This is a genomic window from Arthrobacter rhamnosi (assembly GCF_054510855.1).
Genome location: NZ_JBTNDT010000001.1, coordinates 595,437 through 619,796, shown reverse-complemented (window position 1 = coordinate 619,796; position 24,360 = coordinate 595,437). Strand labels below are relative to the sequence as shown.

Sequence of the window (24,360 nt, the reverse complement as noted above, 5' to 3'; positions counted from 1 at the left end):
AGTGGAAGCCGATCGCGGGCTTGCAACTGCGTGCGGGCTGCGGAGGGAGACCTGCGCCTGCGGGAAGACTCGGGATCGAGTAGGTACTGCGGGTTATCGACGATAACGACCGGGCATCCATTACTACGCATTAAAGACTACCCTGCCCGCCCGTCTCCCGCGTCATTCCAGGCCCCCGTGGGGCGCGTCCGTCGGTTTGACCTCGAAGCGGAGGCGCCGGCGCACGATGTCGGCCTCCAGCAGCACCACTGTGACGCGCTCACCCGCAACGAGCTCGCCGTAGCACTTCGCCTCGAGCGGCGGTTCGGTGACCTGCACCGTCCCGGACAGGCGCGGCGCCTGCTTGCCGGGTGCGTCCTCGACCGCGGGCGGCGACCCCTGCAGGACGACGGCCGAGAACGCCTCGCCGATCCGGTTGCTCAGCAGCGCGGCCTGCACCGCATCCATGGCCCCGGAGTCCAGCCGGGATGCGATCTGGTTGGAGGACGCCATCAGCGCGTTGAGGTCCGAAAGGGCGGCCCGGACCCAGCCGGGCACCTCCTCGCCGGCGCACAGCGACGCGCAGGTGACGAGCACGAAGCGGTCCACGAGGCGGCGGAGGGGAGCGGTGGCGTGCGCGTAGGGCGCGGCGATGGCCGACTGCACGACGGCGTCCGGCACCTCGCCGTCGAACGCGGTGTAGCCGGCACCCCGGAAGAGCGAGGCCGCGGCGTGCATCAGGGCGAGCTGTCGCGGGTCGGCGACGTCGAGCGTCCGCAGGAAGGCGCCGTAGGGCATGTCCGCCGGCCATGGGTGCTCGAGCGCTTCGGACTGGCGGCGGAACTTGCCGAGCGCCCCCTCGTCGGGCTCGGGCATGGTGCGCAGGATGCCGATGCCGCCGTCGATCATCATGCGAGCCGCGGCCATTCCCGTCATCAGCGAGATCTGCGCGTTCCAGTCCTCGCACGGCAGGGCAGGCTCGGTGAGGATGCCGTAGGTCTCGCCGTCGTGCGTGATCTCCTGGCGCGGCAGGTTGAGGCTCGCTCCGCCGCGGTCGAGTTCCTGCTGGAGGCGCCGGATCCCGATCTCGCGGAGGAGGGTGAGCTGCTCGTCGGCGGTACCGGCATCGATGTCCGCCTGGACCTCCGCATAGGTGAGCTGGCGCCGGCTGCGCACCACGGCCCGGCGCACGGAGGCGGACCGGACGACGGCGTCGGCGTCCAGGTGGAAATGCCACACGAAGGCGGGGCGGTCCCGGCCGGGAAGCAGGCTCGCGGCGTCCTCGGAGATGACCTCGGGGTGGAGCGAGATGCGGCCGTCCGGCGCGTACATGGTCTGCCCCCGGAGTCGGGCCTCGTCGTCGATGGCACCGCCCGGGCGGACGAACAGCGGGACATCGGCGATGGCGTACCAGACCTCGTAGCCCGTATCGCCCTCTCCGCCGGACCCGCCGCTGGACGCGCTGCCGGACGTACTGCCGCGCGCGAGGTGCACGGCCTGGTCCAGGTCCGTGGAGCCCGGCGGGTCGATCGTGAGGAACGGGACGTCCCGCAGGTCGGCAGACGGGAGCTGATGGGCCGCTACTGCGTCCGCCGCCTCCTGCAGGACGGCCTCCGGGAAGCCCTCGCGGATGTCGAGTTCCTCGCGCAGGGCCCGGAGCGACTCGGCGAGGCGCTGGTGGGACTCGCGGTCCCGAAGGTCCATATGCTGTGCTGGCACAGGCCTACGGTAATGCACGTCCCGGACATCGGGCACGCTCCGCCGCGCGGGAGCCCGGACGTGCGGTCAGGGGGCGGATGTGCGGAGGGACTCGACGGCCTTCACGACCCGCCGCTGCCGGGTGTCCGCGCCCTTCGCCTGCAGGATGGGCAGCACGAGAGCCTTCTTGCGGCTGACGGACAGCGCGTCGAACGCACCCGCCAGCGCCGGATCACCGGACAGGGCGACGGCGAGGTCCTCGGGCACGTCCACGGTGCGCTCCTCGGTGTCGGGTTCGAGGCGCACCACCACCGTCTGCCCGGCCTCGATCCCGGCGGCCTCGCGGTGCTCCGCGCTCACCGGGATCATCGGCCGCCCGTTCACGGACCCGATCGTGGTGCGGTACGTATAGCTGCCGACGGTGATCCGCACGGCAGGGCGACGACCTCCGCCGAGCGCAGCCAGGACGTCCTCCGGCACTTCGAGACCGGTGGCCGTGCGGCCGGAGAGTTCGAGGACGGCGGAGAAGTCCATGGGTGCTGCCTTCCTGCTGCGGCCGGAACTGCGATCCGACCTGCGATCCGATCTGCGATCCGAGCGCGGAACCCCCGCCGCCCGGACCGCGAGCATAGACCGCGGACGGCGTCCCGCAACAGACCCGGACGCCGTGCTGCAGGTTGCCCCGGGCCTTCGATTGCGTACTCTTGCAGAATGAACAACGGCTCCTCCGACAGCACGGCCCTCTCCGCCACCGAGCCGTACCGCACCGCGTCCTTCGGCTCGCCGGGAGCGCCTGCGCCGACGGGCGCTGAGCCGGATGCTGCCGCGCCGGGTGCTGCTGGACCTGCTCCTGCTGAACCTGCTGCCGGATCGGCCGCGGCTGACTCGGCTGCCGGCGGATCTGCTCCTGCCGGATCGGCCGGGGTTGCCGGGGACCCCCTCGCCGACCCCCGCTACGCGCGTTTCGTCGCCGATCTGCTCGGCGTCATCGCCTACGGCGAACTGTCGGGCTTCGAGCGGCTCTCGTCGGATGCGCGGTTCTCACCCAGCCTCGCGGACCGGGCCAACCTCGCGCGCCTCGCGGTGCAGGAATTCGAGCACTTCGAACTGGTGGGCCGCTTCCTCGCGCAGCTCGGCGTCGCGGTGGAGGATGCCATGGGGCCGTTCCAGGCGTCCCTCGACGCCTTCCATGAGCGCACCCGCCCGGGAGACTGGTACGAGTCGCTCATGAAGGCCTACGTCCTGGACGCCTTCTCCGGAGATTTCTACCGGGCCCTGGCGGACAGCCTGGACCCGCGCACCCGCGAGCTCATCAGTACGATCAGTTCGGGTGAGGGTGCCGCGCACCTGCAGCGGCGCCTGAAGGAAGCCCTCTCCGAGGACCCGCGGCTGGCCTCGCGGCTGGCGCTCTGGGGGCGCAGGCTCGTGGGCGAGGCGCTCACACAGGCGCAACGGGTGGGCATCGAACGCGAGTACCTCGCAGGCCTGCTGTTCGAGGACGAGGCGCACACCACGCAGCACACGACGGCCCTCTTCTCGCAGCTGACCCGCAACCACTCCCGCCGCATGAGCGCACTGGGGCTCACCGCCTAGGGCGGGCAGGTGCGGGGCGGGCAGGTGTAGGGCAGGCAAGAAAAAACCCGCGGCGGCGGCATACGCCGTCCACCGCGGGTCTCCTCGGGACTAGAGCGCGCCGAAGCCTACGCGCCGGGTCTCCTCCGCACCGATCTCGACGTAGCCGAGGACGGACGTGGGGACGATGACCTGGCGGCCCTTGGCGTCCTTGAGGCGCAGCTCGGAACCGCTGCTCATCGCCTGGGACACCAGCTCGGCAATCGCATCCGCGCTCTCGGAGGACTCGAGGATGATCTCCCGGTTGACGTTCTGGATACCGATCTTGACTTCCACGGCGCATGCCTCCTGTGTAGTGAACCTGTGATTCGTACCGAAACCTACCCTAGATCTCCTTGGGGAAGCGGCTGATTCCGCGCCAAGCTAAACGGTAGATCAGCTCCGCCGCGGCATCGATGTCGAGGCTGCCGTCGGTCTCCAGCCAGTAGCGCGCACTGATCTGTGCCATGCCCGCGAGGCCGCGTCCCAGCAGCGTCGCCTCCACCATGGACAGCTGGGTGTCACCGGCGATCACCCCGGCGATCGCGTTGGCGAAGTGCGCATTGAACTCCTCGAGCCGGCGGCTGACGTCGGGTTCGTTGCTGATGTCCGACTCGAAGACGAGCCGGTGTGCCTTGCTGTCCTGCGCGATGAACTGGAAGTAGGCTCGCATGGTCGCGTGCACGCGCAGCTTGTTGTCGTCCGTCGAGCGGATCGCGTCGACGAGCAGTTGCGTGAGCTCCGCGAGATGACTGTCGAGCAGCGCGAGGTAGAGGTCGCGCTTGCCGGGGAAGTGCTGGTAGAGCACGGGCTTGCTGACCCTGGCCGCCACGGCAATGTCGTCCATGGCCGCACCGTGGTACCCGTTGCCCACGAAGACCTCCTGCGCAGCCGCCAGGAGCTGGCGCCGGCGTTCGTCTCGCGGCAGCCGGGGGGCTTTGCCTGCGGCGGTCGGTTCATCACTCACGGGGGAAAATCCTCGGGTCAAAGGTCAGGGACGTCCGCCCAGTTTACCCACCGACCCCCGGACGGCATCGGCCCTCCGCGTGCCGGACACAGCCGTCGGACGGCGGCTGCGTCGACCGCGACGGCCACTGCGGGCTGCCACCGCCGACGCCGGGCGGCCTCGTGGACGGGCCTGCGCTGGCCCGCCCGCCGTCCTGCGGAATACCCTTGGGCATGACCGCTTTCCCGTCCTCACCGGCCCTCGCGAATGCCGGCGCCTCCGCCACGGAGAGCCCCGAGGTCCCGCCGTCGCTGTCCGGACCGGGCGGATTGCCGCCGCTCGTGGACGCGAGCGGGACCCTGACCCAGGACGAGACGCTGCGCTACTCGCGGCACCTCATCATCCCCGGCTTCGGCGTCGACGCGCAGCTGCGCCTCCGGAATGCACGCGTGCTCGTGATCGGCGCAGGCGGGCTGGGTTCGCCGGCGCTGCTCTATCTCGCTGCTGCGGGAGTGGGCACGCTCGGCATCGTGGACGACGACGTCGTCGAGCTCTCGAACCTGCAGCGCCAGGTGATCCACGGCATGCCGGACCTCGGTCGGTCGAAGGCGGAGTCCGCGCGGGACAGCATCCTGGACCTCAATCCGCTGGTCGAGGTGATCCTGCACCGGGAACGGCTCGACCGGTCCAACGCGCTGGCGCTGTTCGGCGGGTACGACCTGATCGTGGACGGCACGGACAATTTCGCCACGCGCTACCTCGTGAACGACGCCGCGGCGATCCTCGGCAAGCCCTACGTGTGGGGTTCCATCCTCCGCTTCGACGGGCAGGTGAGCGTCTTCTGGCAGGACCACGGCCCCACCTACCGCGACCTCTACCCGGAAGCGCCGCCGCCCGGGTCCGTGCCGTCCTGTGCGGAGGGCGGGGTGCTCGGCGTCCTGTGCGCTCAGATCGGGTCCGTCATGGTCAACGAGGCGATCAAGCTGATCACCGGAGTGGGGACGACGCTGCTCGGCAGAGTGCTGGTGTTCAACGCCCTGGACATGAGCTGGCGGGAGCTGCGGGTGCGGCCTGATCCGACGGCCACCCGGATCACCGAGCTCATCGACTACGAGCAGTTCTGCGGCATGCCCGCCGCCGGCGCTGCGGACGCGGTTCCGGCCGACGAGCCGGTCCCGACCGTGTCGGTGGACGAGCTCGCCGAACTCCTCGCAGCACGGGCGGCAGGGGACGCCGACTTCGACCTGCTGGATGTCCGCAATCCCGAGGAGTACGCGATCGTGAGCATCGACGGCGCGGTGCTGGTCCCGAAGAACTCCATCCTCGACGGTGACGCGGCGGTCGACAGCAGCCGGACGGTCCTCGTCCACTGCAAGTCGGGTATCCGCTCCGCCGACGTCGTGCGGTTCCTCCGCGCGCAGGGCCACCCGGACGTGCGGTCCGTGGACGGCGGGATCCTCGAGTGGGTCCGCAGGATCGAACCGGAGAAACTGACCTACTAGTCCCGTCGTGGACGGAACTGCAGGGAACGGCAGGGACTGCGGGGCGGGCGGCTAGGCGCTCTCGGCGGACTGTTCGTGGTCCACGGGACAGGCGGCGCCGTCGGCGTGCGAGCCGTGCGCGTGGACGTGCTGGGCGTGGGGCGCGGCCAGGACGACGGCGTCGGACCGGGAGGCCGGCCCCGAGCCGGTTGCTGGTGAACCGGTTGCTGCCGGAGGCTGCTCGGCGGGTGCCTTCCCGGCGGGTGCGACGTCGATCCCGTAGAGGGCCTCGAGGGCTGCGGTGTAGTCGTCCTGGCGTCCCTCGGCGGCGAGCTCGCGTGCGCGGACGGTCGGCACGTGCAGGAGCTGGCGGACCATGCGCCGCAGGGCGAACTCGACTTCCTCGGCAGCGGCGGTGCATCCGTGCTGGGCCCGGACGCGTTCCATCTCGGAGTCGAGGACGGCCTGGGTGTGCCGGCGCAGCGCGACGATCGCCGCGTTCATGGCGCGGGTGTTCTGCTGCTCCTGGAAGGAACGCGCGGCCTCCCGCACCAGATCGCTGGCCTGGGTGAGCGCGTCGGCCTGTTCCTCGGGGGCGGCGGCCCGGACGGATTCGAGGGTGATGAGCTCCACGCCCTCGAGGGTGCCGACGGCGGGGTCGAAGTCGTGGCTGAGGGCGAGGTCGATGATGACGAGCGGGCGGTTGCTGCCGGCGCGGATGCGTTCGATGTCCGCGCCGTCGATGCGTGCGTCACTGCCGCTGCAGCCGATGACCACGTCGGCGCGCGCCATGGCGCCGGGCAGGTCCGCGGCGGCCACCGCTGTCCCGCCGCGGGTCGCGACGAAGGCCTCGGCGCGTCCGGAGGAGGAGAAGACGGAGATGTCCGTGCAGCCCCTCTCCCTGAGGGCGGCCATCGTGGCACCCGCGTAGGCTCCGGTACCGAACACGACGACGGTCTTGGAGGACCAGTCGGCGTCCTCGGAGATGTCCCCGGCCAGTTCCAGGGCCACGGAGACGATCGAGCGGCCCCGGCTGCCGAGCGCCGTCTGGGCTCCGACGTCCTTGGCGGTCTTCGATGCGGCCTGGAAGAGTCGTACGAGGCCGCCGCTGGCAGCACCGGAGCCCTGGGCGTCGATGAGTGCGCGGCGGACCTGGCCGGCGATCTCGCGTTCGCCGATGACGGCCGAGTCGAGTCCGGCGCCGACGGCGAACAGGTGCTCGGCGACGTCCTGGCCGGTGTGGGTCTCGAAGGATGAGGACACGGACTGCTCGGGGATGCCGGAGTACTCGCTGATGGTCGAGACGATCGCGGACCGGGCGGCCTCCACGTCGTCGTCGGAGGGGGCCTCGGCGTAGATCTCGAAGCGGTTGCACGTCGCCAGGACGACGGCGCCGGAGACGGCCCTGTCGTCGGCGAGCACGGCGGAAGGGACCGGGGGTGCCCCGACGCTGAGCCGGGCGACCGTTTCCAGGTCCACGTTCGAGTGTGTCGCTACAAGTGAAAGAAGTACCACAACCCTGCAATCATACCGAGAACAGGGCCTCCGCACCGGACAGGCAATCCTTACCCGGGCTTGCAATCCGCGGATTCCTGCGGGATTCTGCCCCTCCCCGGAAGGAGTGATGTTAGCCACGCCCGCCGTCGCGCACCGACCGCCGGTTAACCATCCGCGGCGATCTTCGGCACAATCGGCGGTATGGACCTTGGAGCATCGCACCCGCTGGTCGACGGACGCACGTCCGACTCGGCACTCATCTCGGCCTACCGGGGACGGACACCGCACCGCCGCCCTGTGTGGTTCATGCGGCAGGCGGGCCGGTCCCTCCCCGAGTACCGCGCGCTCCGCGAGGGCACCAACATGCTCGAGTCGTGCCTGGATCCGGAGCTGGCGTCCGAGATCACCCTCCAGCCCGTGCGCCGGCACGACGTCGACGCGGGCATCTTCTTCTCCGACATCGTGATCCCGCTCAAGCTCGCCGGGGTCGATGTGGACATCGTCCCGGGCGTGGGCCCCGTCCTCGGCGCGCCCATCCGTTCCGCGGCCGACGTCGCCGCCCTTCCAACGCTGACGGACGAGGCGCTCGAACCCATCCGCCAGGCCGTCGCGCTCACCGTCGCCCAGCTCGGCTCCACGCCGCTGATCGGGTTCGCGGGGGCGCCGTTCACCCTGGCCGCCTACATGGTCGAGGGCAGGCCGTCCCGCGACCACCTCGGCCCCCGCACCATGATGCATGCCGACCCCGGGACCTGGCGTGCCCTCACCGACTGGGCGGCGGACGCCTCCGGCATGTTCCTCCGCGCGCAGCTGGAGGCCGGGGCCAGTGCGGCACAGCTGTTCGACTCCTGGGCCGGCTCGCTGGGACTGGCCGACTACCGCCGCCACGTGGCGCCGGCGTCGCGCCGCGCACTGGACCACGTACGAGGGTTCGGCGCACCCCTGATCCACTTCGGCACGGGCACCTCCGAACTGCTCGTGGCCATGCACGAGGTGGGGGTGGACGTGATCGGCGTCGACTACCGCCTGCCCCTCGACGAGGCCAGCCGTCGCCTCGGGGGCGGCGTGCCGCTCCAGGGCAACATCGACCCGGCGCTGCTGACCGCTCCCTGGCCCGTCCTGGAACAGCACGTCCGGGACGTCCTCGCCGCCGGCGCATCGGCTCCGGGACATGTGGTGAACCTGGGCCACGGCGTACCGCCGGACACGGATCCGGCGGTTCTCACGCGCGTCGTCGAGCTCATCCACTCGGTGGAGCCGTAGGCGTGGCCCGCGGCACCGGGAGCGAGGGCCCGCAGGCGGAGCCGCACGGGGACGCCGCGGCTTTGGAGCGGGCGGGGCGCCGCACCGCGGTGGTGGTCGGCGGAGGCATCTCGGGCCTGGTCGCCGCGCGCACGCTCCTGCAGCGGGGAGTCTCCGTCACCCTGCTCGAGCGGTCCGGCCGGTTCGGCGGCACGGTGGACGGACGCGTGCTCGGGGGCCTGCAGCTCGACAGCGGCGCCGAGTCCTTCTCGACGCGGTCCGCCACCGTCCCGGCGCTCGCGGACGAACTGGGGCTGGGCGGCCGCATCGTGTCTCCCGACGCCGGCGGTGCCTGGGTGCAGCTCCCCGGCAAGGACCTCGGGGCATCCGCGCAGCCCCTGCCCACGTCGGGCGTGCTCGGCATCCCCGCGGACCCCTCCGATCCCGCGATCATCGCCGTGATCGGCCGCGCCGGAGCCCTGCGGGCATCCCTCGACCGGGTCCTGCCGGTGGGGCCTCTCGCGACCCGCAGCAGGGTCAGCCTCGGTGAACTCGTGCGGACCCGCATGGGGGACGAGGTCCTCCACCGGCTCGTGGCGCCCGTCGCGGGCGGCGTCTTCTCCGCCGACCCCGACGACCTCGACGTCGATTCCGTGGCGCCCGGCCTGCGTGCCACCATGGCACGCCTCGGGTCGCTGGGGGCGGCAGCCGGGGCGCTCCGGACGGCGGCTCCTGCCGGTGCCGCGGTCGGCGGCCTCGTCGGAGGCATGGCCCAGCTCCGGGACGCCCTCGTGCAGGAGCTCCGCGCGAGCGGCGCCGACCTGCGCGTCGGCGAGCAGGTCAGGGCGATATCCTCCTCCGGCGCGGGCTGGACCGTGACGACGGAGCACTCGACGCTGACGCGGCACATCCGGGCGGACGGCGTCCTCGTCGCCACGGAGGGCCGGGCCGCCGTCGACCTCCTCGCCCCGGTCATCCCCGCCATGGCCACCGAGCGGCCCGACCCGGTACCCGGCGTCGCGCTCGTCACCCTGATCGTCGACGTCCCTGAACTCGACGCCCGCCCCCGCGGCACCGGCGTCCTCGTGGCCCGCGGCGTCCAGGGTGTCGCCGCCAAGGCCCTGACCCACGCCACCGCCAAGTGGGCGTGGCTGCGCGACGAGGCCGGCCCCGGCTCGCACGTCCTGCGCCTGTCGTTCGGCCGGGTGGGGGACACGCCCGCCGACGTCGGACTGGCCACGCCCGACGACGTCCTCTACCGGCACGCGCTCGCCGACGCCTCGACCCTCCTCGGCGTCGCCATCCGGGACGCGGACGTACTCGACTGGGACGTCGTGCGCTGGGCCGGGGCCCTGCCCCACGCCTCCGTCGGCCACCGGGAGCGGGTCGGCCGGATCCGGGCGCTCGTCGCCGGCCGGTCGGCCTCCCTCGCCGTGACCGGCGGATGGCTCGCCGGCACCGGCCTGGTGTCCGTCATCGACGATGCCCGTGCAAGGGCAGAGGCCCTCGCCGATGCCCTCGCCCATGCCCTCGCCGACGCCCCCATCGGGACCCCCACCGACGAAGGATCCCCCGGTCAGGTGTGACGTTCCTCTCTTCTACGCTTTGTAGAACTGGAGGATTTCGGTTCGCCTCCGGGCAGGGGGCAAACTAGTGCCATGACTGAGCTCACCGGTATCAACCCCGCCCACGCTCCACAGCAGACCGGAGAGGGCGCCGAAGCCCCCGGTGAGCTGTTCTACACACTCTGGACCGTCTTCCAGCGGGGAACCGCACCGACGGACTCCGGCACCGCGCTCGACGACGTCGTCGCCTCCTTCGCCGAGGACGGCGTCGTGCTCCGCGGCTTCTACGACGTCTCGGCGATGCGTGCCGACGCCGACGTCCTGGTCTGGCTGCACGGTCCCCGCCCCGAGGACCTCCAGTCCGCGGTCCGCGCACTGCGCCGCACCGGGATGTTCGCCGGCACCACCATGGTGTGGTCGGCGATGGGCGTCCACCGCGACGCCGAGTTCTCGAAGTCCCACAGCCCGGCGTTCTCCCGGGGTGTGGCCCCCGCCGAATGGGTCTGCGTGTACCCGTTCGTCCGGTCCTACGACTGGTACATCCTGCCCACCGACGAGCGCCGCCAGATGCTCACGGACCACGGACTGAAGGGCCGCAAGTACCCCCAGGTCATCTCGAACACGGTCTCGTCCTTCGCACTCAACGACTACGAGTGGATCCTCGCACTCGAGGCTCCCGAGCTCGTGGACCTCGTGGACCTCATGCGCTACCTCCGGGAGACCGAGGCGCGCCGCCACGTCCGTGAGGAAGTCCCCTTCTACACCGGTCGTCGGATCGAGCCCAGCGAGATCGCCGAGGTGCTCCGATGACCGCGCAGGCATTCGACCCCCTCGAGGGCGTGGACGAGTCCGGCAGGATGGCGCCGAAGGCCTACGACGCCATCGTGCTCGCCTCCTTCGGCGGACCCGAGGGGCAGGACGACGTCATCCCCTTCCTGCGCAACGTGACGCGCGGGCGCGGCATCCCCGACGAGCGGCTCGAGGCCGTCTCGCACCACTACCGTGCCTTCGGCGGCGTGAGCCCCATCAACGGGCAGAACCGGGCGCTCCGCGCGGCCATGGAGGCCGAACTGCGCCGCCGCGGCATCGACCTGCCGGTCTACTGGGGCAACCGCAACTGGGAGCCCTTCATCGCCGACACCCTGCAGGAGGCGTACGACGCCGGCCACCGCCGGGTGCTGGCCGTCACTACGAGTGCCTACTCCTGCTATTCGAGCTGCCGCCAGTACCGTGAGGACCTCGGCATGGCGCTCGTGAAGACCGGCCTCGAGGGCCGGCTCGAGGTGGACAAGGTCCGCCAGTACTTCGACCACCCGGGCTTCGTCGAGCCCTTCGTCGAAGGCGTGACCGAGGGCCTCGCCAAGGTCCGCGCCGGCCTCGCCGGGCAGGGCACGCCGGACGCCCCCGTCCACATCATGTTCTCCACCCACTCGATCCCGATGGGCGACGCCGAGGCCGCGGGACCGCGGAACGGCGAGGGCGGCCCCGTCCACGAGGAGGGGGCCTACGTGGCGCAGCACCTCGCGACGGCGCAGGCCGTGCTCGACCGGATCCCGGAGGCCGCAGGCGTCGAGTGGTCCCTCGTGTACCAGTCCCGGTCCGGCGCGCCGCACATCCCGTGGCTCGAGCCGGACATCAGCGACGCACTCCGCGACCGCTACGAGGACGGCACGCGCGGCGTCGTCATCGTCCCGCTCGGTTTCGTCTCCGACCACATGGAGGTGGCCTGGGACCTCGACACGGAGGCGCTGGAGACCTGCGGCGAACTCGGTATCGTCGCCGACCGCGTCCCCACCCCCGGAACCCACCGGAAGTTCGTCGAGGGCCTGATCGACCTCATCCTCGAGCGCACCATCGACCATCACATCGCCGACCGCCCGGCCGCCACGGCCCTCGGCCCCTGGTACGACGTCTGCCGGCCGAACTGCTGCGCCAACCGGCGCGGTGAGAAGCCGACGATCGCGGCCGTCGATTCGACCGTGGGGACGCCGCGTCCCAACCCGGAGATGTGATGGCTGCAGGTATCCGGGTCGGGACGCGGGGCAGTGCCCTCGCGATGACGCAGACGACGACGGTGGCGGAGAAGGTCTCCGGCCTCGCCGGCCTTCCCTACGAACTCGTGCGGGTCCGGACCGAGGGAGACGTCTCGAAGGGATCGCTCTCGCAGATCGGGGGCACCGGCGTCTTCGTCGCAGCCCTCCGCGATGCACTGCTCGAGGAGCGGTGCGACGTCGCCGTGCACTCGCTCAAGGACCTCCCCACCCTTCCGGCACCCGGGCTCACCGTGGCAGCGGTGCCCGAGCGTGAGGACGTCCGTGACGCCCTGTGCGCACGCGACGGGCTCACGCTGGCCACCCTCCCCGACGGTGCCCGCGTGGGCACCGGGTCACCGCGCCGCGCCGCGCAGCTCCGTGCCGCAAGGCCGGGGCTCGACGTCGTCGACATCCGCGGGAACGTGGACACGCGCCTCGGGCGCGTCGCCGGACTCGTCCCCGGGGCGCCGGGCGACCTCGACGCCGTCGTCCTCGCCGCAGCGGGACTGCGGCGGCTGGGACGCCACGACGTCATCACCGAACTGATCGATACCGACGTCATGCTGCCCGCGGCCGGGCAGGGCGCCCTCGCCGTCGAATGCCGCGAGACCGAGGCGACGCCGCGGGTACGCGAAGCCCTCGCCGCCTACGACCACCTGCCGACGCGGCTGGCGGTGACCGCGGAACGCGCGGTCCTGCTGCAGCTCGAGGCCGGATGTGCGGCGCCGATCGGAGCCCTCGCGCACCTGCGGGGGAACGAACTCGCACTCGAGGCCGTGGTCTGCAGCCCGGACGGCCGCTCGATCCTCCGGAGGACCCGCTCCGCGCCCGCCACCGATGCCGTCGCCGCCGCGCAGCTGGGGCTCTACCTCGCCGAGGACCTGCTCGCCGCAGGTGCTGCCGCCATAGCACCGCTGAACAGCTAGGGAGCGCGTGGCGAAGGATCGGGACACGGTGATCGTCCTCCGGCATCCCGCGCGGGCCGTCCGCATCGCCGCCGCACTCTCCGCCGCAGGGATGGCGACCTACGCACTGCCCCTGACGGACACCGAGCTGCCCGCCGACGTGGACGCCGTGGCCACCGAACTGGAGGCCCTCGGCAGGGGCGGGTACCGGTGGCTCGTGGTGACCAGCGGCAACGCCGTCCAGGCACTCGGCATGGTCGCCGCTTCCCGCGGCACGGTGCTCGCCGACCTGGTCCGCTCCGGGGGGGTGCGCGTCGCCGCCGTCGGCTCCACCACCGCGCACCTGCTCGCGGACGCCGGCATCCCGGTGCAGCTGGTGCCCCAGGACGCCTCGGCAGCCGGTCTCCTGCGCGGATTCCCGCACGGGGACGGCGGCGTGCTCGTCCCGCAGGCCGATCTCGCTCCCGACGACCTTCGCGCAGGCCTCGCCGACCGCGGGTGGTCCGTCCGCAGGGTCGAGGCGTACCGCACCGTGCCCTATCCCGCGCATCCCGGACGACGTGTCCCCGGCGTCGAGGAGCCCGGCGCGAGGCCGCCGCTGATGACCTGGGCGGAGTTCGCGGAGCTCGCGGTGGCCGGTGTCCAGCCCGCCGTCGTGTTCACCGCACCGAGCGCCGTCCGGCAGTTTCATGAAAGGCTGGACGCCGGGCCGCTGGCCTTCCTTCCGGTCGCCATCGGGCGCACAACGGCCGCGGCCCTGCGGACGCAGGGCTGGGAGCCGGAAGCGACGGCAGCAGACCCGACACCGCCGGGAATCGCCCTGGCCGTCCGCGAAGCCTTCTCGCGGCACCGGCCCGGGCCCGCACCCGCACCACTGAACGGAGATCAGCCATGAGTTTTCCCCAGCACCGGCCACGGAGGCTGCGTTCGACACCTGCCCTGCGGCGCATGGTGGCCGAGTACCGGGTCCACCCGTCCGAGCTCATCCTGCCGGCGTTCATCCGGGAGGGCCTCAGCGAGCCCTCACCCATCCTGTCCATGCCGGGCGTCGTGCAGCACACGACGGACTCGCTCAAGCGGGCGGCGGCGGAGGCGGTGGAGCGCGGGGTAGGCGGCATCATGCTCTTCGGCATCCCGGAACACCGGGACGCGACCGGCAGCGCCGGCATCGACCCCGACGGCGTCCTCAACAGGGCCATCGCCGACGTCCGTGCCGAGGTGGGGAACGACCTCGTCGTGATGAGCGACGTCTGCCTCGATGAGTTCACCGACCACGGCCACTGCGGGGTGCTGGCCGACGACGGTTCCGTGGACAACGACGCGACGCTGGCGCTCTACGCGCAGATGGCCGTCGAGCAGGCGAGGGCCGGCGCCCACGTCCTGGGACCGTCGGGCATGATGGACGGCCAGGTCGCCGTCATCCGGCAGGCGCTGGACGGAGCCGGACACCAGGACACCGTGGTGCTGGCCTACGCCGCGAAGTACGCCTCGGCCTTCTACGGACCGTTCCGGGAGGCCGTCGACTCCCAGCTCACCGGCGACCGCCGGACCTACCAGATGGACGCGGCGAACCGCCGGGAAGCGATCCTCGAGGTGGAGCTGGATATCGAGGAGGGCGCCGACATGGTGATGGTCAAGCCCGCGATGAGCTACCTCGACATCCTGGCCGACGTCGCTGCCATGTCGCCCGTTCCCGTCGCGGCGTACCAGATCTCGGGGGAGTACGCGATGATCGAGGCCGCTGCCGCGAACGGGTGGATCGACCGGCGGCGTGCCATCGAGGAGTCGGTCCTCGGCATCAAGCGCGCCGGCGCACAGATGATCCTCACCTACTGGGCCTCGGAGCTTGCGCTCTGGCTCGGCGAGACCAACCACTAGAACCAGAACCGCAGCCAAGGGACCCACCATGACGACCTCTGAGAACCTGTACGAACGCGCCCGCGCCCTCATGCCCGGCGGCGTCAACTCGCCGGTGCGTGCCTTCGGCTCGGTCGGCGGCACCCCCCGCTTCCTCGTCGACGCGCACGGAGCGTACGTCACCGACGCCGACGGCCAGGAGTACGTCGACCTCGTCTGCTCGTGGGGGCCCGCCCTGCTCGGCCACTCCCACCCCGACGTGATCGCCGCGGTCCACCGCGCCGTCGACCACGGGCTCACCTTCGGTGCCTCGACCCCCGCCGAGGCGGACCTGGCCCAGCTCGTGAAGGAGCGTGTGCCCGCCGTCGAACTCCTCCGCATGGTCTCCACCGGCACCGAGGCCACCATGACCGCGGTGCGCCTGGCCCGCGGCTTCACGTCGCGCAACCTCATCGTGAAGTTCGCCGGGTGCTACCACGGGCACGTGGACAGCCTCCTGGCGTCGGCCGGCTCGGGCGTCGCGACCCTTGCTCTGCCCGGATCCGCAGGGGTCACGGAGGCCACGACGGCGGAGACGCTCGTGCTGCCGTACAACGACGTCGAGGCCGTCGAGGAGGCCTTCCGTACGCACGGCGAGCACATCGCCGCCGTCATCACGGAGGCCGCCCCCGCGAACATGGGCGTGGTGACGCCGGCGCCCGGGTTCAACGCCTTCCTGAGCCGCATCACCTCCGAGCACGGCGCACTGTTCATCGTGGACGAGGTCATGACCGGCTTCCGGACGCACGCGGGCGGGTACTGGAAGCTCACCGGCGGCGCCGACGACGCGGAGCACCCCTGGACGCCGGACCTGCTGACCTTCGGCAAGGTCATCGGCGGAGGCATCCCGGCGGCCGCGCTCGGTGGCCGCGCCGACGTCATGAACTACCTCGCACCGATCGGACCCGTGTACCAGGCGGGCACCCTGTCGGGCAACCCGCTCGCCATGGCCGCAGGCGTCGCCACCCTCACCGCAGCCACGGAGGACGTCTACCGCCACGTCGATGCACGCTCGCTCGAGGTCAGCGAGGCGTTGTCCGCGGAGCTCTCCAGGGCCGGCGTCGACCATTCCATCCAGCGGGCCGGTAACCTCTTCAGCGTCGCGTTCGGCACGGCCGAGCACGGTGTCCGGAACTACGCCGACGCGCAGGGCCAGGAGGCCTTCCGCTACGGGCCGTTCTTCCACTCCATGCTCGACTCCGGCGTCTACCTGCCGCCGTCGGTGTACGAGGCGTGGTTCCTCTCGGCAGCGCACGACGACGCCGCGATGGAGCGCGTCCACGCGGCGCTTCCTGCAGCGGCCCGGGCGGCAGCGGCAGCGGTACCGGTCGACTAGGCAGGTCGGGCAGCGGGTCCGGCGGCCGTCGCGGCGGCCGGGGCCGACTCGCCCTGCGGCATGCCAGGGGGTCCGGTGACCGGCTCGCAGCCGGACCCGCTGGCGGGTACGCCGGCCGGCTGGGGCGCGGGTTCGATGACAGGCCAGGCGCGCTCGATCACGGCGTCGGGTTCCGTCCTCCGGAGGTACTCCTCGAAGCTCGCCGCCTGACGGTCCGCCCAGACGACCAGCGACGCGTGCAGGTCCGCGGCGGGCCGCCGCAGGAACGCGTACTGCTCCGCGAGGACCCGCCCCACCTGCAGCGTCGCGAGCACGTCGGCGGCGGAGGTGTGTGCATGCTCGAAGCGGATGCCGTAGTGCTCACAGAGCGCGGTCAGCGTCCGCTTGCCGCGCCGGTAGCGGTCCGCCTGCTTGTCCATGATGAACGGGTCGACGACGGGCGACGGCCGGGGCGTCTCCACGCCGTGGCGCCGGCCCTCCTGCGCGAGCACCGTGAAGTCGTACCGCGCGTTGTAGGCGAGCACGGGTACGCCGGACGTGAAGAGCCTCGCGAGGACCGCCGAGATGCCGCGGACCACGTCGACGGCGGGCAGCCCGTGGGATCGCGCATGCTCCGTCGTGATGCCGTGGATGGCGGCGGCACCGTCCGGGATGTCGATACCCGGATCGGCCAGCCATTCGTGGTGTTCCAGTACCCTGCCGTCGCCGTCGACGAGGATGACGGTCGCGGTGACGATGCGCGCGGCCAGCGGATCCCGTCCGGTCGTCTCCAGGTCGAAGGCGGCGTGTGGACCCTCGTGCCAGCTCGTCATGGCATCACGGTATCGGCAGGGTCCGACCAATTGATGCTGCCCCTCCGGCGCGTGCCGGCGGGCTAGGGTTGGCCCATGCATCCACGAGCCGGCGGTCAGGGGTTCCTCCGGGGCGCTGTCGACGCCGGCCCTGCGGGCGCCGCTCCTCTCAATCCGCACCCCGGCGCCCTGCGCCCCGTGCGTGCCGCCCGCATCGATTCCGAGGCCTATGCCGAGGCCGTCCTGGCCGTCGCGGAGCTGGTTCCCGGGGGCAGGGTCCTGACCTACGGTGACGTGGCGGAACTCCTCGAATGCGGCGGACCGCGCCAGGTCGGACGGGCCCTGTCCCGGAGCACACGGGACGTCCCCTGGTGGCGCATCCTGCGGGCCGGGGGTCATCCTCCCCGGGGGCTGGCACTGCCCGCCCGGCACCGCTACGACGAGGAGGGGACCCCGTTGTCCCTCCCGTCGGGCCCGGCGGACCCGGAGGATTACCGGGTCGACCTGTCGAGTGCCCGGTGGTGGCCCGCGCCCGAGGAGCAGGGACGGATCGCCGACCTCGGCGCGTCCCTCCGGCGCGCCGGACTGTAGCGCGCGACACCCGTTGCGTGTCCTTCGTTTGTCCGTGGGATGTGATGGGCTGGATACATGACCAGCACTCTCCACGACGCTCCGCCGCCGCTCTCCGGCGACGTTCCGGGCGGGCCCCCCGATCCCTCGACGGGCTATCGGGCCGTCCTCGAATCGCTGGTGCACGTCCCTGGCCAGGTGCTGGTCCTCGGTGCTCCCGGGAGCGGGAAGTCCTCCCTGCTCACGGACCTCGCGGTGCGCCGGATCGGGGCGGGGACCGTCGAGCCCGAAGGGCTGCTGGTCCTCGGTCCCACGCGGGCGGCGGCGACGCGGCTGCGCGACGAACTCACCGCGAAGCTCGACCGCAGCATCAGTACCGCCCCTGCCCGCACCTGGGCCTCCTATGCCTTCGACCTCATCCGGCGGGCCAAGGCCGAGGGGCGGACCCCCGGCATCCTGCGTGCACCGCGCCTGCTCTCGGGGGCGGAGCAGGACCTCATCATCAAGGAACTCCTGTCCGGACACGGTCGTAACGGTGCTCCCGGACTCGAGTGGCCGGCGAGCCTGGCCCTCGCCCTGCCGACGCGGGGCTTCCGGCAGGAGATCCGTGACCTGTTCGACCGCGTGAGCGAGTACGGTGTACCCGCCGATGACCTGGCGGCCTGGGGCGAGCGTTTCGACCGGCCGGACTGGGTGGCGGCCGCGGCCCTCTACCGCGAGTACCGCGACGTCCTCGATCTCCGCATGCCCGAGGCCTTCGATCCCGCCGGGATCCTCACGGCCGCGCGGGAGATACTCGAGACCGACCGCGATTTCCTCGACCAGGAGCGGACACGCCTGCAGCTCATCCTCGTGGACGACTACCAGGAGGCGAACCCCGCCGTCCACGCACTGCTGGGACTGATCGGAACAGGCAAGGACGTCGTCGTCACCTCCTGCCCCGATACGGTGGCGCAGGGCTTCCGTGGTGCCCGTCCGGAACTCACGGGGCGCCTGGACACCCTGTTCCGGCGGCGCGCCCTGACGACCGTGACCCTGCCCGCATCACTGACGCTGCAGGGCCGCCTGGCCGCGGCGTGGGGCAACGTCGCCGCCCGTATCGCGACCACAGGCGTGAGCACCGCCTACCGGTCGCAGCCGGGCGGCCCCCTCGAGGACACGGAGGGGGATCCGGCGCGGGAGGAGGCAACGGTGTCCGCGCACGTGCTCGACAGCGCCTTCCACGAGCAGCGTTTCATCACGCAGCGGGTGCTCGAGGCGCATCTGTTCGGCGGGCGCAGCCTGGATGACATCGCCGTGATCGTGCGGAACGGTGCGCAGGTGTCCGCGGTCCAGCGCTTCCTGACCGCGCAGGGCATCGCCGTCAATGTGCCGGCCGCCGAGACCGCGATCCGCGAGGAACCGGCCGTCCGTCCGCTGCTGGACCTGTACGCGGTGGTCGTGGGACGAGCGGACCTGGACACCGAACTGTGCATCTCCCTGCTCACGTCGCGGATCGGCGGCGCCGGCAGCCTCGAGCTCCGCCGGCTGCGCCAGATCCTGCGCCGGCACGAACTGCAGCAGGGCGGGGGCCGCACGAGCGACGAACTGCTGACCGCCCTGTTCGCCGCGCCCGAGGAGATCGCCGCCCTGCCCTCCGAGGGGGCACCGGTCCGGCGGCTCCACCGGATGCTCGAGGCCGGGAAGGCGGCCGTCGACGATCCCGGGGGCGACCCGGAGACCGTCCTGTGGGCGCTCTGGTCCGCGTCCGGCCTGGCGCAGCAGTGGTCCGGGGCCGCCCTGTCCGAGGGGCCCTCATCTGCCCGTGCGGATCGCGACCTCGACGCCATGATGGCCCTGTTCCACACGGCGGAGCGCTTCGTCGAGCAGATGCCGGGAGCGGACCCGGAGCTGTTCCTCGACTACATCCTCAGCCAGGACATCCCGATGGACACCCTCACGCAGCGCACCACCCGCCAGGCGTCGGTGTCGGTGCTCACGCCCGCGAGCGCCGCGGGCCGGCACTGGCCGCTGGTGATCGTCGCGGGAGTTCAGGACGGCGTCTGGCCGAACCTGAGACTGCGCGGTGAGCTCCTCGGGTCGGGGGAGCTGCGGGCACTGCTCGACTTCGGTGAATCGTTCCGCAGCACCCGTGATCCCGTGTCGCTGCTGCAGGACATCCGTTTCGACGAGCTGCGCACGTTCTCCCTGGCGGTCTCCCGCGCCACCCAGGAGCTGGTGTGCTGCGCCGTCTCCTCCCAGGACGAGCAGCCCTCCCAGTTCCTCGATGTGCTCGACCCGCTCCCAACCGGTACCGCCGAGAGGGCGCGTACCGAGGTACTGCGCCCTGTGACGCTGCGCGCTCTGGTCGCCGAGCTGCGCAAGTTCGCCCAGGACCCCTCCGCCGCCGCTGCGCTGTCCGGCGAGGCCGTGCGCCACCTCGGACACATGGCCTCGCTGCAGCCGCCGGTGCCGGGAGCCCATCCCGCACAGTGGTGGGGGGTCCTGGGGATGAGCAGCGACGAGCCCGTCGTCCCTCAGGACCAGCCCATCCCGGTGTCCCCCTCGAAGGTCGAGTCGGTGCTCACCTCGCCCCTGAGCTGGTTCGTCTCCGCGGCAGGGGGAGAACGGACCACCGACTTCGCCCGGTCGCTCGGCACCCTCGTCCACCAGATCGCACAGGACATGCCGGAGGCCACCGGCAACGAGTACGTCCGGGAACTGGAACGGCGCTGGCCGCAGCTGGGCATCCGGGACACCTGGGAAGGCCGGGCCGACTTCCGACGCGCGGAGGGCATGGTGCGCAAGCTGGCCGCGTACGTGCTGTGGATGCGGCAGGCCGGACGGATCCTGAAGGCCACGGAGGTCGACTTCTCCGTGGACCTCGACGTGCGCATCGACGGCGCGGAGAGGATCGCCCGGCTGCGCGGCCAGATCGACCGGCTCGAGCTCGATGCGGACGGCCGCTTCGTCGTCGTCGACCTGAAGACGGGGAAGAGCTCGCCTGTGGCAGCCGAGATCGCGCGGCACCCGCAGCTGGCAGCCTACCAGACTGCCGTCGCCTCCGGCGCGCTCCTCGACGGGGCGGAGCCGGGCGGCGGCGAGGCCGCAGCGGATGCTGCGGAGGACGGCGCGCCGGCGGTGCCGGGAGGAGCGTCGCTGGTCCAGCTGGGTACCACGTCCAAGGGCATCGCCGTGCAGGAGCAGCAGCCCGTGGGCCCGGAGGACACCTGGGCGAGGACCATGATCGAGGACGCCGCATCCCTCATGGCGGCCGCGACGTTCGACACGATCCATGACCCGAGGCGCTCAGGATTCGGTGGAAGCGGCTGCCGGCTGCCCGAGATCTGTCCGCTGTGCGAAGAAGGCAAGCAGGTGACCCAGTAGTGGGCAGTGTCCACCAGACCCCGACGTACTCCGCCCGACAGCTGGCGGAACTGCTGCACACCGATCCGGATGCTCCGGTGCAGTACCCCACGGAGGACCAGGCCCGCGTCATCGAGGCGCCCCTGGAACCCCTCCTGGTCATTGCCGGAGCGGGGTCGGGCAAGACCAAGACCATGGCGGACAGGGTCGTCTGGCTCGTCGCCAACGGCCTCGTGCGCCCCGAGCAGATCCTGGGGGTCACGTTCACCCGCAAGGCCGCCGGCGAGCTCGCATCGCGCGTCCGGCAGCGGCTGGCGCAGCTCTACGCCGCGCTGGGGGAGGAGGACGCCGCGTCGGGCGTCGACGCACTCGACCGCCTCGACCCGGCCATCTCCACGTACCACTCCTTCGCGAACGGCATCGTCCAGGACTACGGCCTGCGCATCGGGGTCGAACGCGACTCCGTGATGCTCGGCACCGCCCAGTCCTGGCAGCTGGCCTCGTCCGTCGTGGAAGCCTACGACGGCGAGTGGGAGCACTTCACCGCCGCGAAGAGCACCCTGGTGAAGGCGGTGCTCGACATGGCGGGCGAGTGCGCCGAGCACCTCGTCAGCCCGTCCACCGTGCGGGACGAACTCCGCCGCCATATCGAGTACGTCCTCGCGCGGCCCTACGTCGCGGGTTCCACCCGGGCCGCGGCCCAGAAGGTGCACGACCTGATCAACAAGCTGCGCACGCGCATCACCGTCACCGAACTGGCGGAACGCTACGCCGCCGCCAAGCTCGCGCGCCGGCAGCTCGATTTCGGTGACCTGGTGTCCCTGGCGGCGCGGATCGCCCGCGACATCCCCGAGGCGGGGGAGATGGAACGCGAGAAGTACAGGGTGGTGCTGCTCGACGAGTTCCAGGACACGTCGCACGCCCAGATGGTGCTGTTCTCCAGGCTGTTCGCCGACGGGCGGTCCGTCACCGCGGTGGGCGATCCGCACCAGTCGATCTACGGGTTCCGGGGAGCCTCGGCGGGACAGCTCGCCACGTTCCGGACGGCCTTCCCGCGGGTGGCCGCGGATGAGCGGACACCGTCCGACGTGGCGCACCTCTCGGTCGCCTGGCGGAACTCGACCTCGATCCTCGAGGCGGCGAACACCGTCTCGGCGCCCCTCAACGTGCCGGCGCCCTGGCTCAGGAACACGGCGGTCCAGCAGGTCCCCGGGCTGGTGGCGCGCCCGAAGGCCCCCCTCGGCGAGGTCCTGCTCGGGCGCTTCCTCACCGACGCCCCTGTGGCCGGAGGTCTCCGCGAGGAAGGCGCTCCGGCAGGGCCCGCTCCCTCCCTGAGTGAAGCCGAGGCCGTGGCGCGGGAGGTGCTGCGCCAGCGCAGGCGCAGCTTCGAGACCGATGACGACGGCACGCCCCTCCGGCCGACCATGGCCGTCCTCTGCAGGGGGCGCAAGCAGTTCGACCCGATCCGGCGGGAACTGGAACGTGCGGGGGTCCCCGTGCAGGTGGTGGGTCTCGGCGGGCTGCTGCGCACACCGGAGATCGTCGACCTGCTGGCGACCCTGCGGGTGCTCGGCGATCCCGACAGGTCGGACTCGATGCTGAGGCTCCTCTCGGGGGCGCGCTGGCGGCTGGGACCGGCCGACCTGATGGCGCTGGGTGACTGGTCGAGGCAGCTCGCCCGCACGCGGGAGGCCATGTTCCGGCACGGCAGCGGAGCGGAGGAGGAGTTCGACGACGACCAGAGCCGCGACGCCGTCGTGGTTCCCGACCTGGCCGAGGCGGGCAGCCTGGTCGAAGCCGTGGATTACCTGCCCCCGGTGGGCTGGGTGTCGTCCGCGGGCCGGACCCTCAGCGATACGGCGCGTCAGCGCCTCGATGTCCTCCGGCACGAGCTGCGGAGCCTCCGGGGATTCGTCGGTGACGACCTCGGCAGCATGATCGGGGAAGTGGAGCGGACCATCCTGCTGGACATCGAGGTGGCGGCGAAACCGGGCGTGGGGATCCACGAGGCACGCCGGAACCTGGATGCCTTCACGGAGGCCGTCGCGGGCTTCGTGTCCACGGCGGAGCGGGTGGATCTTCCGGCGTTCCTCGCCTGGCTCGAGGCGGCGGACCAGGAGGAGGACGGCCTGCCCGTGACGCAGCTCGAAGCGAGCCGGGACGCGGTGCAGCTCCTGACCGTCCACGCCTCGAAGGGCCTGGAATGGGACGTGGTCTTCGTGCCGGGGCTCAACGACGGCTCGTTCCCGAGCGGCAAGGATTCCCGCTGGAGCAGCGGGGATTCGTCCATCCCCTGGCCGCTGCGGGGCGATGCTCCCGAGCTGCCGCAGTGGGACTGGGAACAGCAGGACCAGAAGGAGTGGCTCGCCAGCGAGAAGGACTTCACCGGCGAAGCCCGGGCGCACGCGGAGCGGGAGGAGCGCAGGCTGGCCTACGTCGCGTTCACGCGGGCCAAGCACGCGCTGGTCTGCACGTCGTCGGCGTGGGGCGGCGGGCGGTCGCGGCCGTCGGGGCCCTCGTCCTACCTGGTGGAGCTCCTTGCCCTCGCGGAGTCGGGAACCGCCGGTTACACCGCGCCGTACTGGCTTCCGGAGAGCCACGAGGGCGACGCGAACCCGGCGAACGCCAGCCCCGAGAGGGCGACCTGGCCGTTCGATCCGCTCGGCACCCGGCGGGGTCCGATGGAGCGCGCCGCACAGGCCGTCCTCGAGCAGGCCGCCGCGTCGACCCCGCAGGGCGGTGTCGAGGCTGACGACGACGGGCGCTGGGGGCGGGAGGTCCGCCTCGCGCTGGCCCGGCAGGCACGCGAACGCGAACGGATGCCGCTCACGCTGCCCTCACACATCTCCGCGTCGACGCTCGTGGAACTGCGCGAGGACCCGGACGCGGTCATGCAGCAGCTGCGGCGGCCGCTTCCGCGCAGGCCGGGATCGGCGGCGCGCAAGGGCACGGCGTTCCACGCCTGGATCGAGGAGTTCTACGGGGCCGGAGGGATGCTCGACCTCGGCGAGTACCCGGGCGGCGCCGATGCCTACGTCGACGAGACGCTCGGGCTCAACGACATGGCCGCGATCTTCGAGCAGTCCGAGTGGGCGCTGCGGGAACCGGCGGCGATCGAGGCCCCGATCGAGACGAAGATCGGCGGCATCGTGGTGCGTGGGCGGATCGACGCGGTCTTCCGGGATGCCGATGGCGGCTGGGACCTGATCGACTGGAAGACGGGCCGTCCTCCCGCCCCGGACCGGCGCGCTGCCAAGGCCGTGCAGCTGGCCGTGTACCGCCTGGCCTGGTCCCGGCTGAAGGACGTCCCCCTCGAGAAGGTGCGCGCAGCATTCTTCTACGTGGCGGACAACCTGGTGGTGCGGCCTCACGACCTCGCCGACGCGGCGGAACTGGAGGGGATCATCACCGCCGCGGATGCCGCGGCGACGTCCTGATCAGCTGCCGGACGTCCTGATCAGCTGC

18 protein-coding genes and 1 pseudogene are annotated in these 24,360 nt (G+C 71.9%); 13 read left to right on the top strand and 6 right to left on the bottom strand.

All coding sequences use genetic code 11. The annotated features are described in order from the left end of the window. Nucleotides 1-162: 162 nt before the first annotated feature. Nucleotides 163-1,698, bottom strand: a complete 1,536-nt coding sequence (locus ACX80I_RS02910; RefSeq protein WP_459343658.1) for an RNB domain-containing ribonuclease — start codon at nucleotides 1,696-1,698, stop codon at nucleotides 163-165. Nucleotides 1,699-1,764: 66 nt separating this feature from the next. Then, nucleotides 1,765-2,211 (bottom strand): YdeI/OmpD-associated family protein, encoded by a 447-nt coding sequence (locus tag ACX80I_RS02905; protein ID WP_459343657.1) that lies wholly within the window; start codon nucleotides 2,209-2,211, stop codon nucleotides 1,765-1,767. A 177-nt stretch (nucleotides 2,212-2,388) separates the two neighbouring features. Between ACX80I_RS02905 and ACX80I_RS02900 the strand changes: the two genes are divergently transcribed. Further along, nucleotides 2,389-3,270 carry a ferritin-like fold-containing protein gene (locus tag ACX80I_RS02900; protein ID WP_459343656.1) on the top strand — a complete coding sequence of 294 codons (882 nt, stop codon included), beginning with the start codon at nucleotides 2,389-2,391 and terminating at the stop codon, nucleotides 3,268-3,270. A 90-nt stretch (nucleotides 3,271-3,360) separates the two neighbouring features. Here ACX80I_RS02900 and ACX80I_RS02895 read toward each other — a convergent pair whose 3' ends face one another. Both ACX80I_RS02895 and ACX80I_RS02890 read right to left on the bottom strand, forming a co-directional pair. Next, the gene (locus tag ACX80I_RS02895; RefSeq protein ID WP_459343655.1) at nucleotides 3,361-3,585 is read right to left on the bottom strand and encodes a DUF3107 domain-containing protein; all 225 of its coding nucleotides are present in this window, start codon (nucleotides 3,583-3,585) and stop codon (nucleotides 3,361-3,363) included. Nucleotides 3,586-3,634: 49 nt separating this feature from the next. Beyond that, on the bottom strand, nucleotides 3,635-4,255 hold the full coding sequence (locus ACX80I_RS02890) for a TetR/AcrR family transcriptional regulator (protein ID WP_459343654.1): 621 nt from the start codon (nucleotides 4,253-4,255) through the stop codon (nucleotides 3,635-3,637). Nucleotides 4,256-4,467: 212 nt separating this feature from the next. On the opposite strand from ACX80I_RS02890, the gene moeB reads away from it, so the two are divergent. Then, nucleotides 4,468-5,736 carry a molybdopterin-synthase adenylyltransferase MoeB gene (moeB, locus tag ACX80I_RS02885; protein WP_459343653.1) on the top strand — a complete coding sequence of 423 codons (1,269 nt, stop codon included), beginning with the start codon at nucleotides 4,468-4,470 and terminating at the stop codon, nucleotides 5,734-5,736. A 210-nt stretch (nucleotides 5,737-5,946) separates the two neighbouring features. On the opposite strand, the pseudogene ACX80I_RS02880 reads toward moeB, so the two are convergent. Beyond that, nucleotides 5,947-7,230 (bottom strand): annotated as a pseudogene (locus tag ACX80I_RS02880) (glutamyl-tRNA reductase); the annotation flags it as partial. A gap of 183 nt (nucleotides 7,231-7,413) precedes the next feature. Between ACX80I_RS02880 and hemE the strand changes: the two are divergent. The 8 genes from hemE to hemL all read left to right on the top strand — a co-directional run bounded on the left by hemE (nucleotide 7,414) and on the right by hemL (nucleotide 16,189). Beyond that, on the top strand, nucleotides 7,414-8,475 hold the full coding sequence (gene hemE / locus ACX80I_RS02875; protein WP_459343651.1) for a uroporphyrinogen decarboxylase: 1,062 nt from the start codon (nucleotides 7,414-7,416) through the stop codon (nucleotides 8,473-8,475). 2 nt (nucleotides 8,476-8,477) lie between these two features. Continuing rightward, entirely contained in the window at nucleotides 8,478-10,040 is a 1,563-nt protein-coding gene (gene hemG / locus ACX80I_RS02870) for a protoporphyrinogen oxidase (protein WP_459343650.1), read from the top strand. A gap of 72 nt (nucleotides 10,041-10,112) precedes the next feature. After that, complete coding sequence (hemQ, locus tag ACX80I_RS02865) at nucleotides 10,113-10,829, top strand: hydrogen peroxide-dependent heme synthase (RefSeq protein ID WP_459343649.1); 717 nt, start codon at nucleotides 10,113-10,115, stop codon at nucleotides 10,827-10,829. Then, nucleotides 10,826-12,031, top strand: coding sequence for a ferrochelatase (locus tag ACX80I_RS02860; protein WP_459343648.1), 1,206 nt, complete (start codon nucleotides 10,826-10,828; stop codon nucleotides 12,029-12,031). Before hemQ ends, ACX80I_RS02860 begins: the two co-directional genes overlap by 4 nt. Next, entirely contained in the window at nucleotides 12,031-12,978 is a 948-nt protein-coding gene (gene hemC / locus ACX80I_RS02855) for a hydroxymethylbilane synthase (RefSeq protein ID WP_459343647.1), read from the top strand. Before ACX80I_RS02860 ends, hemC begins: the two co-directional genes overlap by 1 nt. Before the next feature lie 7 nt (nucleotides 12,979-12,985). Further along, nucleotides 12,986-13,852 (top strand): uroporphyrinogen-III synthase, encoded by an 867-nt coding sequence (locus tag ACX80I_RS02850; RefSeq protein WP_459343646.1) that lies wholly within the window; start codon nucleotides 12,986-12,988, stop codon nucleotides 13,850-13,852. Next, nucleotides 13,849-14,835, top strand: a complete 987-nt coding sequence (gene hemB, locus ACX80I_RS02845; RefSeq protein ID WP_459343645.1) for a porphobilinogen synthase — start codon at nucleotides 13,849-13,851, stop codon at nucleotides 14,833-14,835. The genes ACX80I_RS02850 and hemB overlap by 4 nt, the downstream gene beginning before the upstream one ends. A gap of 28 nt (nucleotides 14,836-14,863) precedes the next feature. Continuing rightward, a complete protein-coding gene (hemL, locus tag ACX80I_RS02840) occupies nucleotides 14,864-16,189 on the top strand; it encodes a glutamate-1-semialdehyde 2,1-aminomutase (RefSeq protein WP_459343644.1) in 1,326 nt (441 codons plus the stop codon). On the opposite strand, the gene ACX80I_RS02835 is transcribed toward hemL, so the two are convergent. Beyond that, nucleotides 16,186-17,001 carry a 3'-5' exonuclease gene (locus ACX80I_RS02835; RefSeq protein ID WP_459343643.1) on the bottom strand — a complete coding sequence of 272 codons (816 nt, stop codon included), beginning with the start codon at nucleotides 16,999-17,001 and terminating at the stop codon, nucleotides 16,186-16,188. The genes hemL and ACX80I_RS02835 overlap by 4 nt on opposite strands. 75 nt (nucleotides 17,002-17,076) lie before the next feature. On the opposite strand from ACX80I_RS02835, the gene ACX80I_RS02830 reads away from it, so the two are divergent. The 3 genes from ACX80I_RS02830 to ACX80I_RS02820 are packed head-to-tail and all read left to right on the top strand — an operon-like array spanning nucleotide 17,077 to nucleotide 24,332. Next, a complete protein-coding gene (locus ACX80I_RS02830; RefSeq protein WP_459343642.1) occupies nucleotides 17,077-17,571 on the top strand; it encodes an MGMT family protein in 495 nt (164 codons plus the stop codon). Nucleotides 17,572-17,628: 57 nt separating this feature from the next. After that, nucleotides 17,629-20,916, top strand: a complete 3,288-nt coding sequence (locus tag ACX80I_RS02825; protein WP_459343641.1) for an ATP-dependent helicase — start codon at nucleotides 17,629-17,631, stop codon at nucleotides 20,914-20,916. Beyond that, nucleotides 20,916-24,332 (top strand): ATP-dependent helicase, encoded by a 3,417-nt coding sequence (locus ACX80I_RS02820; protein WP_459343640.1) that lies wholly within the window; start codon nucleotides 20,916-20,918, stop codon nucleotides 24,330-24,332. The genes ACX80I_RS02825 and ACX80I_RS02820 overlap by 1 nt, the downstream gene beginning before the upstream one ends. Nucleotides 24,333-24,360: the final 28 nt, after the last annotated feature.